At 39.2% G+C, this 16478-nt stretch carries 19 protein-coding genes; 11 read left to right on the forward strand and 8 right to left on the reverse strand.

Going from position 1 to position 16478, the window contains the following annotated elements; all coding sequences use genetic code 11:
• Positions 1-64: 64 nt before the first annotated feature.
• Complete coding sequence (locus LQ201_RS10970; protein WP_230142309.1) at positions 65-748, forward strand: GNAT family N-acetyltransferase; 684 nt, start codon at positions 65-67, stop codon at positions 746-748.
• A gap of 84 nt (positions 749-832) precedes the next feature.
• On the forward strand, positions 833-1057 hold the full coding sequence (locus LQ201_RS10975; protein ID WP_086548824.1) for a CDGSH iron-sulfur domain-containing protein: 225 nt from the start codon (positions 833-835) through the stop codon (positions 1055-1057).
• A 63-nt stretch (positions 1058-1120) separates the two neighbouring features.
• Here LQ201_RS10975 and LQ201_RS10980 read toward each other — a convergent pair whose 3' ends face one another.
• Together LQ201_RS10980 and LQ201_RS10985 are read right to left on the reverse strand one after the other, a co-directional pair.
• Entirely contained in the window at positions 1121-1924 is an 804-nt protein-coding gene (locus tag LQ201_RS10980; RefSeq protein WP_230142310.1) for an AraC family transcriptional regulator, read from the reverse strand.
• A 111-nt stretch (positions 1925-2035) separates the two neighbouring features.
• Positions 2036-2914: an oxidoreductase gene (locus LQ201_RS10985; RefSeq protein ID WP_230142311.1), complete on the reverse strand. Its 879-nt coding sequence runs from the start codon at positions 2912-2914 to the stop codon at positions 2036-2038.
• A gap of 149 nt (positions 2915-3063) precedes the next feature.
• On the opposite strand from LQ201_RS10985, the gene LQ201_RS10990 reads away from it, so the two are divergent.
• Positions 3064-3258: a hypothetical protein gene (locus LQ201_RS10990; RefSeq protein WP_109929779.1), complete on the forward strand. Its 195-nt coding sequence runs from the start codon at positions 3064-3066 to the stop codon at positions 3256-3258.
• 67 nt (positions 3259-3325) lie between these two features.
• On the opposite strand, the gene LQ201_RS10995 is transcribed toward LQ201_RS10990, so the two are convergent.
• Positions 3326-5056, reverse strand: coding sequence for an arylsulfatase (locus tag LQ201_RS10995; RefSeq protein ID WP_230142312.1), 1731 nt, complete (start codon positions 5054-5056; stop codon positions 3326-3328).
• Between the two features lie 65 nt (positions 5057-5121).
• The gene (locus LQ201_RS11000) at positions 5122-5496 is read right to left on the reverse strand and encodes a DoxX family protein (protein WP_230142314.1); all 375 of its coding nucleotides are present in this window, start codon (positions 5494-5496) and stop codon (positions 5122-5124) included.
• A 100-nt stretch (positions 5497-5596) separates the two neighbouring features.
• Between LQ201_RS11000 and LQ201_RS11005 the strand changes: the two genes are divergently transcribed.
• From LQ201_RS11005 to LQ201_RS11030, 6 genes are all read left to right on the forward strand, one after another.
• Positions 5597-5995 carry a helix-turn-helix domain-containing protein gene (locus tag LQ201_RS11005; RefSeq protein ID WP_230142317.1) on the forward strand — a complete coding sequence of 133 codons (399 nt, stop codon included), beginning with the start codon at positions 5597-5599 and terminating at the stop codon, positions 5993-5995.
• A 96-nt stretch (positions 5996-6091) separates the two neighbouring features.
• Positions 6092-6625 carry a hypothetical protein gene (locus tag LQ201_RS11010; RefSeq protein WP_230142319.1) on the forward strand — a complete coding sequence of 178 codons (534 nt, stop codon included), beginning with the start codon at positions 6092-6094 and terminating at the stop codon, positions 6623-6625.
• A 515-nt stretch (positions 6626-7140) separates the two neighbouring features.
• Positions 7141-7443, forward strand: coding sequence for a helix-turn-helix transcriptional regulator (locus LQ201_RS11015; RefSeq protein WP_029276735.1), 303 nt, complete (start codon positions 7141-7143; stop codon positions 7441-7443).
• Positions 7444-7454: 11 nt separating this feature from the next.
• Positions 7455-8555, forward strand: coding sequence for an NADH:flavin oxidoreductase (locus LQ201_RS11020; protein WP_230142321.1), 1101 nt, complete (start codon positions 7455-7457; stop codon positions 8553-8555).
• A gap of 532 nt (positions 8556-9087) precedes the next feature.
• A complete protein-coding gene (locus tag LQ201_RS11025) occupies positions 9088-9978 on the forward strand; it encodes a pirin family protein (protein ID WP_230142323.1) in 891 nt (296 codons plus the stop codon).
• 6 nt (positions 9979-9984) lie between these two features.
• The gene (locus LQ201_RS11030; protein WP_230142325.1) at positions 9985-10266 is read left to right on the forward strand and encodes a GNAT family N-acetyltransferase; all 282 of its coding nucleotides are present in this window, start codon (positions 9985-9987) and stop codon (positions 10264-10266) included.
• Between the two features lie 6 nt (positions 10267-10272).
• Here LQ201_RS11030 and LQ201_RS11035 read toward each other — a convergent pair whose 3' ends face one another.
• Entirely contained in the window at positions 10273-11457 is a 1185-nt protein-coding gene (locus LQ201_RS11035; protein WP_230142326.1) for a PorT family protein, read from the reverse strand.
• Entirely contained in the window at positions 11454-12092 is a 639-nt protein-coding gene (locus LQ201_RS11040) for an RNA polymerase sigma factor (protein ID WP_230142327.1), read from the reverse strand. Before LQ201_RS11040 ends, LQ201_RS11035 begins: the two co-directional genes overlap by 4 nt.
• A 176-nt stretch (positions 12093-12268) precedes the next feature.
• Here LQ201_RS11040 and LQ201_RS11045 point away from each other — a divergent pair, with 176 nt between their 5' ends.
• Positions 12269-13132 carry a hypothetical protein gene (locus LQ201_RS11045; protein ID WP_230142328.1) on the forward strand — a complete coding sequence of 288 codons (864 nt, stop codon included), beginning with the start codon at positions 12269-12271 and terminating at the stop codon, positions 13130-13132.
• A gap of 56 nt (positions 13133-13188) precedes the next feature.
• Here LQ201_RS11045 and LQ201_RS11050 read toward each other — a convergent pair whose 3' ends face one another.
• Both LQ201_RS11050 and greA read right to left on the reverse strand, forming a co-directional pair.
• Positions 13189-13587 (reverse strand): HIT family protein, encoded by a 399-nt coding sequence (locus LQ201_RS11050; RefSeq protein ID WP_057931477.1) that lies wholly within the window; start codon positions 13585-13587, stop codon positions 13189-13191.
• A 99-nt stretch (positions 13588-13686) separates the two neighbouring features.
• On the reverse strand, positions 13687-14160 hold the full coding sequence (gene greA, locus LQ201_RS11055; RefSeq protein ID WP_029276724.1) for a transcription elongation factor GreA: 474 nt from the start codon (positions 14158-14160) through the stop codon (positions 13687-13689).
• Positions 14161-14481: 321 nt separating this feature from the next.
• On the opposite strand from greA, the gene LQ201_RS11060 reads away from it, so the two are divergent.
• Complete coding sequence (locus LQ201_RS11060) at positions 14482-16362, forward strand: M1 family metallopeptidase (RefSeq protein ID WP_230142329.1); 1881 nt, start codon at positions 14482-14484, stop codon at positions 16360-16362.
• Positions 16363-16478 lie beyond the last annotated feature (116 nt).

The following is a 16478-nucleotide window of genomic DNA, read 5'->3' on the forward strand; positions in this document are numbered from 1 at the left end:
CAAGATTTAACTCCATTAGATAAAAATTACCTCCCCCTAATTTAGCATTTAATATCTTTGCCGGATGGAACACGTATTGGATAATCCAATTTATTATGCCTTAACATCCGGACATAGCCATATTGCAAAAGGCCTTGAAGAGGTAAAATATTATATCGAAGATATCACCGCATTTGCAGGCTTAAAAGATAATTCGCTGGAAAATCTAAACACCCTTTATCAGATCAGTCCTGCAGAAAGCCTTTTTGTATTTTTCTCCAAAACACCTGTCGAAATACCTGCACAGTGGAAGTTGCTAACCCATATCGATATGTTTCAATTTATTTTCCGCGGCAAGGAAATACCAACAGTAGATGCAACGGAAATAAAAGACCTTGATCTGGAACATGTTGCAGAAATGATCGATCTTGTGGAACTCACTAAACCAGGACCATTTCTGGCCAAAACCATAGAACTCAGTAATTACACAGGCATATTTGCTGATGGGAAATTGGCAGCCATGGCCGGACACCGATTCCATCCCAACCCTTACCGTGAAGTAAGTGCGGTTTGCACCCATCCCGATCATTTAGGCAAAGGTTATGCTTTTAAGATTTTACAAGAACAGATCAAAAGAATATTGCTCCGTTCGGAAATACCGTTTTTACATGTCAGAAATGATAATGAAGGTGCCATTAAACTTTATCATAAATTGGGTTTCGAGATCAGGACAGAAATGATTGCCTACGTTATTAAAAAAGAGGCTTAGACCAAGAAGAGAATGTTTCTAAATAGAAAACCGTTCAGAAATTACCATTTCAATGCTTTAGTTTTGCACTAAACTAACACATACATGTCTAAAACAAAACTTACCATTAACAATAACGGCTCTGTTAAAATTGAGGGCGATTTCGAAATTGTAGATAGAAACGGAAACACTTATGGCTTACAGGGCAGAGAAGTACTTTCGATTTGCCGTTGTGGTTTATCAAAAAACAAACCTTTTTGCGATGGTGCACATAACGGCCATTTTGAGCATGAGGCGATAGCCTTTGATCTTCCTCCAAAAAAGGTTTAATAATGACTTTTTTCTAAAAAGCCCTGCTAAATGCGGGGCTTTTACATTTTGAAAGCAGCATAACTAAACCACTACCCTTGATGGCGCCATGCCATAAGCTTTTTTAAAAGCGAAAGAGAAATGCGACAGGTCTTTAAAACCAACTTCGAGGTACACATCTGATGATTTCCAGCCTTTTTCGGTTAGGAGATAATAGGCATCATTCAAGCGCTTTTTCTGTAGCCAGCGATTGGGCGAAAGGTTAAAAATCTTTTCAAAATCTCTTTTAAATGTGGCCAAACTCCTGCCCGTTAAATAAGCAAATCGGTTAATATCTACATTAAACTTATAATTGGCATTCATATAGGCTTCCAGATCAATTTTTCCAGGTTCTGAAAAATCGAAAAGCACATCTTTTAATATTGGATTGGTCTGCAATAAGATCATTACTGCTTCTTTAACTTTTAAATCGATCAAAGCTTGATTAAACGCGTTATTGCCGTCTAAATATGGCCATATCGAATCGATATAATTCTTCAAAAGGCCATTGGCTTCTAAAGCCAGGCCTTTAATATCGGGATTCGGCTTTTGCATGTGCAGATCATATTCATTGCTGATGCTATGCAGAATATCCTGGTCGATGTTTATGCTAATCGACTTAAACTCTCCTCCTGCTGGTGGATATTTGGTATACCGGGCCAATTGATTCCGCCTGAAAAAACGAAAATCACCATCCGAAAACACGAATTTCTCTCCTCCGATAAAAATTTCAGATGTACCCGCAATAACCAATCCCAGCGAATGATTGGGAATAAACTGTTCGCCCTCACTGCTTTTCTGGGCATAACACGAATACAGGATCTTGGGGCGTTTCTCTTGATTTGACATCTTAATCAAATTTATGGATTTACATTTAACCACAGATAAAAAGGATGCACACAGATAAAATATGACACTGCTAAAATCTGTGTTCATCTGTATGAATCTGTGGTTAATATACTATCCTTTAGTAAAAGATTTCCCCAAATCGGTTGCTAAGAAATTCTCAGCCTCATCATGATCTGTGGATAAACTTACGTCCATCCATTTCTCCATTTCGGCAGTTCTGGTAGCATTAGCATGTTTAAGCATTCCAATGGCTTCACTTCCAAATACCAGGTGTACAGGTGGCTCAGGGTGTTCTACCAGTGCCAACATGGCTTTCGCTGCTTTTTGCGGATCGCCCATCGGTATAAAGTTACCGCTTTGGAAAAAATCTGAGCGCTTTTCTACAGTAGATTCGTACCCTTCAACGCGAGGTGCATATGACATTGAGGCACCAGCCCAATCGGTACGAAAACCACCAGGTTCTACACAGGTTACATAAATCCCTAAATCCACTACTTCTTTTGCCAGGGATTCACTAAAGCCGCTCAACCCAAACTTTGCAGCCTGGTAAATACTCACCCCGGCATTACCTACCCGCCCGCCTATCGAGCTGATTTGAAGAATTCTGCCCGAACGTTGCTTGCGCATAAATGGCAATACAGCTCTCGTAATTTCGATCGGTGCATATAAATTTGTTTCCAACTGACTGCGCACCTGTTCTTCGGTAAAAGCTTCTGCTGCACCAACAATACCAAAACCGGCATTGTTAACCAAAACATCTATTTGACCAAAATGGGCTACTGCCGATTCTACTGCCAAATACACCTGATCGTAATCGGTAACATCTAAAGTGATCGGAAAAATCTGATCAGGGTATTTTTCTACAAGATCTTTTAAAGCTGCTGTATTTCTTGCTGTTGCGGCAACTAAGTCGCCTTTTGCCAATACTTGTGCTGTTAGGTCACGTCCCAATCCACGGGAACTACCTGTTATAAACCAAACTTTTTTCATTTTTCTAAATTTTTATAGAATCAAAGGTAGGCTGATAATCGAGGTGAGGCTTTGCTTTAAGGCTCAATTTACTTTGTTAAAAAGCTCAATTGGTTTATCAGAACTTTTAAGTACAATCTGCTGTTAATTAATTAGTAAATACTTGGGTTATGGCGAAAGAAAAGAAAAAAGGAAAAAAGAAGAAAGACAAAAAGAAAGGCAAGAAAAAAAATAAGTTGGGGGTTAAAAACTCCCTTGTTAATAACATCAATGCCCGAAAAAAGAAAGGGAAATCACGATCGAAGAAGAAATCAAAAATCAGTAAAAAGGCTTATAAAAAAATGCAGAAAGGGTGGAAAAAATAAAGATCCCACCAATGTTTTAATATTTAATCTTAAAGCTTAAAACCGATTCAATAAATATTAAGTTCACTTACCTTTTTGGCAAAACATGGTTTTCCTTTGCCCAGCTTTGCCATTTTGCATTTAATTCTTTTACCTGATCAGGATGTTGAGCCGCAACATCGTTCAATTCGGTCTGATCATTTTTGATGTTATAGAGATGCCAGGTAGAATCGCCAGAAAGATTAACCATTTTCCAGTCGCCCGAACGCACGAAACTGGCGTTAAAATGTTCGTTAAATAAGATTTCATGTCCGTTTGATACCTTTCCTTTTAAAGCAGGCACCAAACTCATGCCTTGCATTGGCTTGATAGTGTTGCCCTTATAGCTGCTGGGATACTTCGCATTGGCAAGTTCGACAAAAGTGCTCATAAAATCCATTACATGCCCTACCTGATTGCTATAACTTCCTTTTTTGGCAGCGATACCTTTTGGCCAGAAGGCAATCATCGGCGTATGCACACCACCTTCATACGATTGTGATTTTGCAAGTTGATAGGGCGTATTGGCTACATTTGCCCAGGTTGGTCCGATTGAGGTATAACTCGTTTGCGGCCCCGGCATTACTTTCTTATAAATGGGATAGGCAATTTTTTCGCCAGCCCTTGTTTCACTTGGGCGGTCGAAACCTGGCCCATAGCGCATTGCATCTTCAGGGCTTGCACCATTATCGCTCAAAAACACAATCAATGTATTGTCCAATTGATTGGTTTCTTTCAGGGCTTTAATAATCCGCCCGATACCTTGGTCCATCCGATCAATCATTGCTGCATGTACAGCCATCGCCATTTCATCAAATGTCTTTGTAGGATTATCTTCCCATTTCATGGTCGATTTGCGTGGAGATAAAGGAGCCGTTTTAGGATCGATCAATCCCATCTCTACCATTCGCTTATACCTCGCCTCACGAATAGCATCCCAGCCAACTTTGTAGGTATCTTTATATTTCGCGATATCACCTGGTTTTGCCTGCAATGGCCAATGTGGCGCATTTTCAGCTACATAGAGAAAAAATGGCTTATCACCTTTGCTAAATTCATAGATGTAACTCGCAGCAGTATCGTTAATGGCATCCGTATGGTAATAATCTTTAGGTACCTCTTTAATCGGCGTTGTACCACTTACCAAACTAAAAGGGTCAAAAAAATCGACCACTCCCCAAAGTGTTCCGAAGAATTTCTCAAAGCCTCTGCTGGTTGGGTATTGATCAATCGGCGAAAACAAAGGAAAAGATGTTTTATGGTTTAGCCAATCTAGCTGCGCTTGAGGCGTAGGTTGTTCTATGGTATTTGCAACATGCCATTTACCTGACATTGCCGTCCTGTATCCTGCATCTTTTAAAACTTCTGCCAGCGTTACTGTATTTTTGGTAATGGTACCACGATATCCTTCTACACCACGATCGGTAGTCATTTCGCCAATGCCAGCGTTGTGGTTATAAAGCCCGGTTAATAAGGCTGCACGTGTTGGACAGCAACGAGAAGTATTATAAAAATTTTTGAAACGGACACCCTGGCTAGCCAGATAATCGATATTTGGTGTTTTAATTTCTCCGCCATAACAGCCGATATCAGAAAACCCCAGATCATCGGCAAGGACGACAATAATATTAGGTCTTTTATCAGCAGCTTTCTTTGGCTTGGGTTTATCGGTAAAAGCGGTTAAAACAGCTACAGTAAAGATTAAAAACAGGCCGGAATATTTGGTAAATGTGCGCATATTACCTAAATTAAAATAAAAAGCCGAAAGATCCAGTTTCATCAATTAATTTGTTGCAAACACAGCTAAATCGTTTTATAAACACCGAAAAAATTTCAATACTTCCTCTAAACAGATGCTTTCTTAGCTCTGTGATAGGTAAAATACGACAGCAATAACACGATTAAAAATACAACCGGACCAACGCGGTTATTGATTGGATCACCCGATGCCGTATGCGCAATAAATGCCGAAACAAATGTAAATGCAAAACCTGCATATGCCCATTCTTTCCATTGCCCTTTTATCGGCAACAGTAATAAAACAGCTCCTAAAATTTTGGCAACGGCTAATTCTACCCTAAAATAATCAGGAAAGCCAAGGTGACGAAAAGCCTGTTTAATGGTTTCATTAGTCAGGTAGGAATAGGCCGAGAAAGTCATCATTAACGAAACCAAAGCAGTGGATATCCAGTAAATAGTTTTGATTGTTTTTGTTTTCATATTATTTTTTTGATGCAAACTTATGTAGTTTTGCTATCTAAAAGATACTAGTATCCCAAAGGATAGTACTATCCTTTACGAAAGCTTATACCTTTGTATTATGGGACCAAGAAAAGAACACCGTAATCTAGAAACCTGTACGGCAAGTTTAAATGCGGTAAAAGACGCGCTCTATGTTTTAAATGGCAAGTGGAAACTTCCGCTGATTATTTCTCTGCAAGAAGGACCACTGCGTTTTAATGAGATCCAAAAATCACTTGGAGAAATTACACCCAAAATATTATCGAAAGAACTTAAAGATTTAGAATTAAATGAATTTGTGATCCGGAAAGTATTTTCTACCACTCCGGTTACCGTAACTTACGAGCTTACCCCTTATAGTGAATCGCTTGAAAGAGTTATTGATGAACTAAGGGATTGGGGGTTAAAACATCGCGAACGGTTGGTTAAAAACAGAAAAAGCGAGTTGGTTGAAGCAGAACTGGCGACTTCACTTTAGGCCACTAAATTTGATCTGCTAGACCATCCATTTTGCTCAAAAAAGCAAAAAACTGATAATGATAAAATTCGGCTATCTTTGTACAAAATAAAATCGATGGCGGTATTACATAAAAAAGAAGAAAAAATTCAGGCAGTGCTGGGTAGGTTGCCTAAAAAATATACAGACGAACAATTTGTAGAGATGTTTATCAGACTTTACTCTAAAGATTGGGGCAAAATTAAATCGGCTTACATTAAACAATCTCAGGATAAAGAACCTGGAACCATCATTAACATGCCGAAACCAGAGGTATATCTACGACAGATTCTGGCAAACTATCTACAACAAGATCATGCTCCGAAAGCAGTTGAGGTTAAAGAAGAACCTGTTGTTGAAGCGCCGGTTACCGGAGTTAAAAAAGCGAAGGCTCCGGCCAAGAAGAAAGAAACTGTAGCTGAAGAAGTACCTGCCGAGGTTAAAAAAGCAAAAGCACCTGCTAAAAAGAAAGCTGAAGCAATTGAAGAACCGATTGTAGAAGTTAAAAAAGCTAAGGCGCCTGCGAAGAAAAAAGCAGAAGCAATCGAAGAGGCTCCAGTAGCTGAAAAGAAAGCAAAAGCAGTAGCAAAAAAGCCGGCAGCAAAAAAATAAAAAATATTTTACATCAAATATAATAAATCACCTTTTTGGTTGTTTATATATATGAGAGCGTTAATTTAGATGACGGGGATAGGTCGGTATGATTTATCCCCGTTCTTTTTTGACCGTTTTTTCTCTCAGATTATCTTAGCCACAGAAGACATTGATCTCAGTCATTCCAAAAACTCAGTTTTTTTCGAAACTTCAACGGCCATTCGCAGCGATGCGTCATTCCCAACTTGATTGGGAACCACGGAGTGCTCATGAATGCCTCTGAAAAAAGCAAAACTTATGAATAATCGTAATGCTTCGGTAGGGCTTGTATGCTGCATTAAGATTCCCGCCTGCGCGGGAATGACGACCGTTCTTTAAAATCTGTCATATTACAATCTGTCAGTAATAGTGCAACGAAGAATCTTTCAGCGCACATCCATATTTCATTTTTATCCATCGGCATGTTTTACATCCAATTGTAAACTTTGTTCTTTTAATTGGTATATCGGGAAAAGTCGATATACATTTGCGCCATGGATCAAGTAGAAATATTTAAAGCCCTTTCGAACAAAACACGTTTACAGATTTTAGGCTGGTTAAAAGCGCCTGAGCTACATTTTCCGGAGCAGCCCAATGCCGATTTTGAAAATGTAGGTGTTTGCGTTGGGCAGATTCAGCTTAAAAGTGGTTTATCACAAAGTACCATTTCCGAATACCTCTCTATTTTACAGCGCGCCGATTTAATCAGTTCAACGCGCTTAGGCCAATGGACTTATTACAAACGCAATAAAGAAGGCTTAGAAAAATTAAGCGAAATCATCAATACCGAATTATAATTTAGAAACATATGAACACAGATAGTTTATTCAGGCCTTTTAGCCTTAAAACATTAAATATCAAAAACAGAATAGTAATGGCCCCCATGACGCGTTCATTTTCGCCAGGTGGCGTGCCAACAGCCGATGTTGCCAGCTATTACGCAAAAAGAGCTGCTGGTGAAGTGGGTTTAATTTTATCAGAAGGAACCGTAATTAACCGCCCATCTTCTTCTGCCGATCCTAACATTCCACATTTTTACGGTACTGAAGCTTTGGCAGGCTGGGAAAACGTAATTAAAAGTGTACACCAGGCCGGTGGTAAAATGGGACCACAGATCTGGCACCAGGGCATTATGGACAACCATGCATCAGGCTGGTTACCAAGCACACCATTTGAAGGTCCATCAAGCCTAAACAAACCAGGTTTCGAAAACGGCGTACCAATGACTGATGCAGCCATTGCTGATACCATTGCGGCTTTTGGCCAGGCGGCAGCAGATGCCAAAGCTTTGGGTTTTGACACTGTTGAAATACATGGCGCGCACCAATACCTGATCGATCAGTTTTTCTGGGACGGTACAAACAACCGTACCGATATTTATGGCGGTAAAACCTTAGCTGAACGCACCCGTTTTGGTGTTGAAGTAATTAAGGAAGTACGTAAAAGGGTTGGAGAAGATTTCGCGCTAATTATCCGTTTATCACAATTTAAACCTGCTGCCTACGATTTTAAACTGGCCAAAAACGAGCAGGAAATGGAACAGTGGTTAACGCCATTGGCCGAAGCCGGAATTGATATTTTTCATTGTTCGCAACGCCGGTTCTGGGAGCCTGAATTTGAAGGTTCTGACTTAAATTTTGCAGGTTGGGCTAAAAAAGTAACCGGAAAAGCTACAATCTCAGTAGGCTCAGTTGGTTTGGATGGCGATTTCTTTGGCGCTTTCGCAGGCCAAAGTTCACAGCCGAGCTCATTAGATGAACTGGTGCGCAGAATGGACCGCGGCGATTTCGATTTAGTAGCCGTTGGCCGTCCGCTTTTAGCAGACCCGAACTGGGTAGAGAAAATCAAAAACAACCTTACCGAAGAACTGAAAGGCTTTAGCAGAGAAGCTTTAATGGAATTGGTATAAAAACCATATTTTTTCTTTTTAAGTTTAGAAAGGCATCTCGAAAGGGATGCTTTTTTGATAAGGAGGCATCGTCATCTCGATCCGATAGTTATCGGATGAAGCGTAGTGAAATAGAGAGATCTATTTGCACCGTCAGGTGTTACATAATAAGTTTAGAAATAATTTTTCTGACACGGAAGCACAGAGGGCACGGAAATTTCTTGATAATTTGAAAAGCAGTATCCGTATTACTTCGGTTGCGCCAGCCCCGCCCTTCGCTTAATCCGACTGAAAAAGTCGGGATAACGCTGTCGGTCGGGTTTATTTTACTTCTGACAGTAGCAATGCCCTAGCCGCCTAAACCCGATCAAAGCGAGATGACAATTTCCTTCAAAATTGGCAGAAGCGGGAGCGGGACTACAACAACCCAAAAGCTTCTGTTATTGCTTTCCAAAAAACAAACTAGTTTTTTTTCGTGCCACCAGATACTACCAAACCAATCCGCCTTAGGATTTTTTTCCTTAAATTCACCTCATCAAAAATTGATTTCACCATGTCGAACATTAAACTCATTATCGAAGAAAGACCAGCAAATATTGGAAATTTTATGGTTGGCAGACTCCTGCCTTTCAGAGAGAAACGGATGGTTGGGCCTTTTTCTTTTATCGACCATATGGGTCCTGCTGCAATGAGCGATCACGAGAATCTCGACGTTCCACCTCATCCACATATTGGTTTATCTACCTTAACTTTTTTATTTGAAGGTGAAATTACACATAAAGACAGTTTAGGTTCGGATATTGTAATTAAACCCGGGCAGGTAAACTGGATGACTTCGGGCAGCGGCATTGTACATTCGGAAAGAACTCCCGAATACCTTCGGCATACTGATAAAATGCTCCACGGCTTACAGATCTGGGTAGCCTTACCCAAAGATTTAGAGCAAATGGACCCTGAGTTTTACCATGTAGAAGGGGCAGACATTCCAAGCTGGACAGAAGATGGTGTAAGTTTTAAATTAATCGCAGGAGAAGCTTTTGGCTATAAATCTCCAGTTCCGGTGTATAGTCCATTATATTTTCTAGAATTGAAAAGTACCAAGCAGCAAAAGCTAAACATTGGCGATTACCTGTTTGGAGAAAGTGCACTTTATATTTTAGAGGGTGCAATTGAAAGTGAGGGGAATATTTTTGAGCCACGTTTAATTTTAATTGCCAACGACGCCAAACTGTGCGAATTTACCATGCACGAAAACACCACGGTTTATATTTTCGGAGGCGAGCCTTTTCCTGAAGAGCGTTTCATTTACTGGAACTTTGTTGCCTCTGACAAAGAACTGATTGAAAAAGCCAAGCAAAAATGGCTCGAACAAAGCTTTAAACCCGTTCCTGGAGAAACAGGTTTTGTGCCTTTGCCAGATCAAAACCCAAAGGTTAAGAAATAAACCCTAATGGAAATACAACAGATTAACAACGAAAAGAAAGGGCAGTTCGAAGCCTTAGAGAACGGCTTACAAGCAGGCGTTATGGCATATGTTTGGGCTGGCCCTGGCAAATTCATTATTGACCATACCGAAGTAAATCAAGATTTTGCCGGTAAAGGGGTAGGAAAAAAGTTAGTGCTTGCCGCCGTAAATTATGCCAGAGAAAACAAGATGAAAATTCTTCCGCTTTGTCCGTTTGCAAAAAGTGTTTTCGATAAAACGCCAGAAATTCAAGACGTATTATTTTAATCTTAATTAATTCTTCCTGCCAAATAAATTCATATTTACCGAAACTGCCACGCCTGTTGATGATAATTTAGAATTTCCATAACCAATATTGGTTAAGGGTATTTTCATAAATGGTTTAGCGCTAATGCTTAAATTATTATTTATTTTGTGCTGAAACTCGACACCAACATTGGCTATACCTAAATAATGCTGATTCTGGTTTCTAACTTCGTAGCTTTGAGGACCTTGATAAGCTCCATTATAAGAATAGCTGTATTTCTCTTTCAACATTAAATAACTGGACAAGCCTGTACTTACTGAAATCGAATTTCTACGTCCATCAAAAACCTTATAGTTCACATTAATTGGAATATCAATTACATCGCAATTGGCGTGAATATTTGCTGGATTTGCCTTAAAAACATAATTGCTGTTAGGATTGTATTGGCTAAAATCTGAGTCGTAGATTTTCTTAGCATAAGCTGCCCCGGTAGTAACACTCAATTTCTTTGTTAAGAAAAGCGTAGCTTCTACCCCAAAACCACCACTTAAACTACTTCTACCTGATTTCTGCACACTGGTTAAATCGGGTGCAGCCAGAATACTCAACACAAATCTTGGTTTTTTCTTAAAAACTGGGTCTTTAATTCTTGGTATTTTGCCTCGAACAGGATCAGCTACAAGATTCTGTTTTTCAAATTCTATAAGCTTGGTTTCAGCTTTTATTTCTGGATTATAAATCACATCCGCTAAAAGGTTATGATTACCACTATTACCTTTCTCAATAACTTTTGGAAAAATTTCGCGGACGAATCCTGTTTTGATTATTTTTTGATCTTTGCTTTCCTCCGCTCCTTTATTATTCTCTGTCAATAAACTTTCTTCCCTATCCTTAGCTAACGAATCATTGTTGGTTGGCTTTTCAATTAAACCACCATCATTATTTAATGGCTTGTTATTCTCATTTGTTTTTGTTTTCACCAGCGGATTCGTTTTTGATCGATCACCATCAGGTTTAACCAATAAAAAAACCACCAGCAACATTGCGGCTACCGCAGCCGCAGCAGTTAACCAAATTATCGGCACTATCGTCCTTTTAGGTGCTGGATGCAATCTCTCCTCCAGATTATCCCAATCTAAATCATTAAAAGGAAGATCGGGATTTTCCAATCCATCCTTAAATAATTTATCTATATCTTTTCCCGCTCTCATTGCATGTTTGTATTTAACCTCACCTGTAAAAGGTTTCTATCTACCTCCGAACTCCTTACCTGGTAAGTTTTCGCATCTGCAGCTTTTAGCATTTCCTGTAATTTCTGTCGTGCCTTAAACAGGTTCGACTTTGATGTTCCTATCGATATTCCCAGCATTTCGGCAATTTCTTCGTGGGTATACCCATCAATGGCAAAAAGGTTAAAAACCGTTCGATAGGCAGGACTTAGGTTTTGAACCAATGCTAACAAATCATTATAAGCCAATTTATCGTACACTGAGTTTGTATGTGCAATATTTTCATGATCCTGAATATCTACATGATCGGCAAATTTTAAATTTGCACGATAATAATCAATGGCAGTATTGGTTATTATCCGACCAAGCCAAGGCAAAAAGGCCTTCGAAGTTTCATATTTGGCTATATTTTTAAAGGCCTTAAAAAAGCCATCGTTAAGTATTCCTGCAGCATCTAGCCGATCGTTTGCATAACGCAAACAAATCCCCATGGCAAAGCTATAGAAATGTTTGTATAGCGCTTTTTGACTATCCCTCTCATTTCTAACGCACCCTTGAATATACTTTTGTATAATATCTTCACTATCGCGGCTAGCGGTCACAGGTTCTCCTTTCAAAATACATTACGGTAAGAAATTACAAAAGGTTGCCACAAAAAAGTATTTCTTTAAAATAATTATTACTCGTTCGGTTATGCTAAAATTTTCTATTCAACAACAAGCAACCATTTACAACCTGACGGCGTAATAGCAGCATATTAATGATTAAAGTTAAAACTAAAAACAAAAATCTTATGCTAATCTACTTAAAAAGAAATCTATTGGCTATCGTTTGCATAGCAATGGTATTTACAGCCTGCAAAAAAAGCAGTTCAGACGAACCTACAACACCACCCGTTACCAATAACAATAAGGGGATTCAATTGGCAACAGATGCCAAGTTCGGGACGGTATTAACTGATAAAGACGGTAAAACTTTATACTTTTTTGCATCTGACGCTGCAGGCACGCCAACCTGTACCGGCGGTTGCGAAACGGCATGGCCACTTTATTACTCAGCCGATGCGAGCACCGATTTAAAACTGAACAAAGCAGAAGTTGGGGAGGTTACCCGTGCCGACGGCCGTAAACAAAGCACATACCGAGGTTATCCATTGTATTACTTTGCTAGTGATACTAAAGCCGGAGATATTAAAGGTGACGGTTCAGGTGGTATTTGGTTTGTAGCCAAGCCCGATTATTCGTTAATGTTGGCCAATGCACAATTGTTCGGGAACAACACCAATTATACCAGTACTTATGCCGTAGGCACTGGCAACACCATTTACCTAACCGATAGCAAAGGACGTACTTTGTATGCTTTTGCACCAGATAAAAATGGTGTAAACACATATACCAAGAGTGCTACACAAGAAGGTATTTGGCCGGTATATGAATCTGAAGTGCTTAATGTACCCTCTGCTGTTGCAAAAGCTGATGTTGGCGTAATTACTGTGGCTACAATTGGTAAAAAACAGTTAACTTATAAAGGATGGCCATTATACTACTGGGTATCAGATCTAAAAAGAGGCGATAACAATGGCATAGTAATCGGAAAGGGACCAGGTTTAACTTGGCCTGTATTACAGTTAAATGCTACAGTTGCTCCGGCGCCATAAATAATTTGGGTTAGGCGGGTAGAATGGTCGGCTGGTGTTTTCACAGCCGGCCTTTTTTATACCTCCAGTAAGGCTTGTTTAATTTTTTCGGCAGCTTCAGCCAATTCTTCGCTGGTTGGCTTTAATTTTTCTTTACTAAAGTTCATGTCGCTAACATTATTCATTGGGATTAAATGAATATGAGCATGTGGAACTTCCAATCCGATAACCGAAACACCTACTTTTTTACAAGGGAAAGCTATTTTTACACCTTTAGCTACAATTTTAGCGAACATCCAAAGGCCAACATACAGATCTTCATCCATATCGAAGATATAATCGGTTTCAATTTTCGGAATAACCAAAACATGCCCCGCCGTTAAAGGCTGAACATCTAAAAACGCTAAATATTCTACAGTTTCAGCAACAACATGTGCACTGATTTCGCCTGCAACAATTTTTGAAAAGATAGTCATAAGGTGGAAGGTTAAAAGGTGTAGGGTGTAAGGGCTGGGCGATCAGGGTCAAGCGTTTGGCGGGAGGCGATTAAACACTTATCGCCAAACGCTATCCGCTTATCTCGATATTTCCAGCACTTCGAACTGCATTTTACCTGCCGGCACTTCGATTTCGGCGAATTCGCCTACCGATTTACCTAACAAACCTTGTGCAATTGGCGATTTAACAGAAATTTTTCCTGTTTTTAAATCTGCTTCTGTTTCAGCTACCAACTGGTAAGTCATGGTAGCACCGTTTTTAACATTCTTTATTTTAACAATCGATAAAGCAAGTACTTTCGATAAATCTAATTTAGACTCATCAATTAAACGTGCGTTTGCCAACGTATTCTTTAATTTTGAAATTTTTGCTTCATGCAAACCTTGCGCTTCTTTAGCAGCATCGTATTCTGCATTCTCCGATAAATCACCTTTATCCCTTGCTTCTGCAATTGCTTTAGATATTAGCTGACGACCGGTGGTTGTTAAATAATGAACTTCCTCTTTTAATTTATCTAACCCCTCTTGGGTGTAGTATGTTACCTCTGTCATTGCTCTATTAATTTTATTCAAACGCTATAAAAAACAAACAAGACTATATAGTTGGTTTGCTACATAGTCTTGCTTCAATTATAACGAAGATAAAATGTGGAAATTACAAAAGCAAATAAAAAATTAAGAAGCGGCCAATATTTTAACCTTTTGTGACGCTCAAGGTCAATTAGAAGCATTAATTACGCCTTAAAATAAAGACAAACCCATTCGTTCCTTATTATAATTATATGCCAGAATCACCACAATGGTAACATTCATTTATACACTTATCCAAAATTCAACCATTAATTCTATTTTTAGCTAAAATTATTCGTAAAAATGAAAAAGTTATTATCTATTGTCCTACTCATTTGTTTGGGTGGCTATACCGTTTCTGCCCAAGAACTTTATATGCCCAGAAATATAAAAGCAGCATATGCTAAGGGTACCCGTGCTATGAATGGAAAACCTGGCCCCAACTATTGGCAAAACCATGGTAAATACAACATGGATATTAAGGTAGATGCCGAAACCAAAGTGGTAAGCGGTAAAGAAGAAATTTTGTACAGCAACAACAGCACCGATACTTTAAGAACTTTGGCCATTCGCTTTGTAAACAACCTGCATAAACCAACCTCACCGAGAGGTGGTGCCGTGAGCGAAGATTTTTTGAGCACAGGCTTGAATATCAGTTCTTTCTCTGTTGATGGCGAAACGTATAAAGTAGATAGCAAAAACTGGGGAACAGTTGGCAATGTAAAACTGAACAAACCGTTGCTACCGAAATCGAAAATTGCGGTTAAAATAGAGTGGGATTATCCCCTATCAAAAGAAAGTGGACGTGAGGGACAGATTGATCCAAACTCTTTTTTTGTGGCTTACAGCTATCCACGTATCTCTGTATATGATGATTATAACGGCTGGGACCGCATTCCACACACCGATAGAGCCGAGTTCTATAACGACTTTAATGATTACGAATTCTCGATCAAAGCGCCTAAAAACTATGTGGTTTATGCTACTGGCGATTTCCTGAATCCTGATGAAGTATTACAACCTGAAATTTCTGCGCGTTTAAAAAAATCGTACAATGGAGATGAGGTAATTCATATTGCTACCGAACAGGAAATGAAAGATGGCAAAGTAACCCAGCAAAAAGACTGGAACACCTGGAAATTTGCAGTACAGCACATTACCGATGTTACTTTTGCTTTGAGCAACCATTATGTTTGGGATGGCGCAAGTGTAATTGTAGATAAAAAGACCAATCGCCGTGCAAGTGCCCAGGCGGCTTACAACCCAACTACCGGAACAGATTTTACAAACTCGGTTAAATACAACCTTAATGCTTTAGATTGGTTCTCGAACAATTGGCCAGGCATCCCCTACCCCTATGCTAAAACCATTGCTTTTCAAGGTTTTGCCGATATGGAGTACCCGATGATGGTTAACGATTCTCAATTTGGCGATCCTGTTTTTGCACAATTGGTTCAGGACCATGAAGTAGCACATACTTACTTCCCTTTTTATATGGGTATTAACGAAACCCGTTATGCCTATATGGACGAGGGTTGGGCCACAACATTCGAATATTTAATCGGTATTGCAGAACACGGCAAAGAGGCTGCTGATAAGTTTTACAAAAACTTTAGGGTAAATAAATATATTAATGATAAATCGACAGAAGAAGATCAACCGGTAATTTCCATGTCTGATCAGGTTTCGGGTTCGGGTTATGGGAATAACTCCTACGGAAAGGCTTCATTATCTTACCTTGCCTTAAAAGATATGCTGGGTGATGAGCTATTTAAAAAAGCATTACATACCTATATGGGCAACTGGAATGGCAAACACCCTATTCCATGGGATTATTTTAATTCGATGAATGCGGGATCTGGACAAAATTTAAACTGGTTTTTCCAAAATTGGTTTTTCACCAACAACTATCTTGATTTAGCCATTGCCAAAGTAACACCTGCAAAAGGAAAATCTACCCTAACCATTAAAAATATTGGTGGATTTGTTATTCCTTTTGATATAGTGATTACTTATACGGATGGAAAAGCAGACACCATCCACAAAACACCTGCAGTTTGGAAAGCAAACCAGAAAGAGGTGAACATAGTGCTTAACACTACTAAAAAAGTAAAATCAATTGGTTTAGACAACGGTATCTATGTAGATGCTACGCCGAAAGATAATGTTTGGTCAGCTAAATAGTTTGACAGTTTGCAATTTTCAGTTGGCAGTTAGATGACTACCAACTGAAAACTGTTAACTAATAGTCCCCGCTTATAACAAGGATTATCGAGATCCGCATTTGTAATGCGACATAA

The organism is Pedobacter sp. Bi126 (assembly GCF_918698245.1).
Taxonomy (GTDB): domain Bacteria; phylum Bacteroidota; class Bacteroidia; order Sphingobacteriales; family Sphingobacteriaceae; genus Pedobacter.

What these genes read in the sequence shown, in the direction of transcription:
- LQ201_RS10970 (WP_230142309.1), top strand. Translation starts at nt 65, where the DNA reads ATGGAACACGTATTGGATAATCCAATTTATTATGCCTTAACATCCGGA.
- LQ201_RS10975 (WP_086548824.1), top strand. Translation starts at nt 833, where the DNA reads ATGTCTAAAACAAAACTTACCATTAACAATAACGGCTCTGTTAAAATT.
- LQ201_RS10980 (WP_230142310.1), bottom strand. Translation starts at nt 1,924, where the DNA reads ATGTCAAATCAAGAGAAACGCCCCAAGATCCTGTATTCGTGTTATGCC.
- LQ201_RS10985 (WP_230142311.1), bottom strand. Translation starts at nt 2,914, where the DNA reads ATGAAAAAAGTTTGGTTTATAACAGGTAGTTCCCGTGGATTGGGACGT.
- LQ201_RS10990 (WP_109929779.1), top strand. Translation starts at nt 3,064, where the DNA reads ATGGCGAAAGAAAAGAAAAAAGGAAAAAAGAAGAAAGACAAAAAGAAA.
- LQ201_RS10995 (WP_230142312.1), bottom strand. Translation starts at nt 5,056, where the DNA reads ATGAAACTGGATCTTTCGGCTTTTTATTTTAATTTAGGTAATATGCGC.
- LQ201_RS11000 (WP_230142314.1), bottom strand. Translation starts at nt 5,496, where the DNA reads ATGAAAACAAAAACAATCAAAACTATTTACTGGATATCCACTGCTTTG.
- LQ201_RS11005 (WP_230142317.1), top strand. Translation starts at nt 5,597, where the DNA reads ATGGGACCAAGAAAAGAACACCGTAATCTAGAAACCTGTACGGCAAGT.
- LQ201_RS11010 (WP_230142319.1), top strand. Translation starts at nt 6,092, where the DNA reads ATGGCGGTATTACATAAAAAAGAAGAAAAAATTCAGGCAGTGCTGGGT.
- LQ201_RS11015 (WP_029276735.1), top strand. Translation starts at nt 7,141, where the DNA reads ATGGATCAAGTAGAAATATTTAAAGCCCTTTCGAACAAAACACGTTTA.
- LQ201_RS11020 (WP_230142321.1), top strand. Translation starts at nt 7,455, where the DNA reads ATGAACACAGATAGTTTATTCAGGCCTTTTAGCCTTAAAACATTAAAT.
- LQ201_RS11025 (WP_230142323.1), top strand. Translation starts at nt 9,088, where the DNA reads ATGTCGAACATTAAACTCATTATCGAAGAAAGACCAGCAAATATTGGA.
- LQ201_RS11030 (WP_230142325.1), top strand. Translation starts at nt 9,985, where the DNA reads ATGGAAATACAACAGATTAACAACGAAAAGAAAGGGCAGTTCGAAGCC.
- LQ201_RS11035 (WP_230142326.1), bottom strand. Translation starts at nt 11,457, where the DNA reads ATGAGAGCGGGAAAAGATATAGATAAATTATTTAAGGATGGATTGGAA.
- LQ201_RS11045 (WP_230142328.1), top strand. Translation starts at nt 12,269, where the DNA reads ATGCTAATCTACTTAAAAAGAAATCTATTGGCTATCGTTTGCATAGCA.
- LQ201_RS11050 (WP_057931477.1), bottom strand. Translation starts at nt 13,587, where the DNA reads ATGACTATCTTTTCAAAAATTGTTGCAGGCGAAATCAGTGCACATGTT.
- greA (WP_029276724.1), bottom strand. Translation starts at nt 14,160, where the DNA reads ATGACAGAGGTAACATACTACACCCAAGAGGGGTTAGATAAATTAAAA.
- LQ201_RS11060 (WP_230142329.1), top strand. Translation starts at nt 14,482, where the DNA reads ATGAAAAAGTTATTATCTATTGTCCTACTCATTTGTTTGGGTGGCTAT.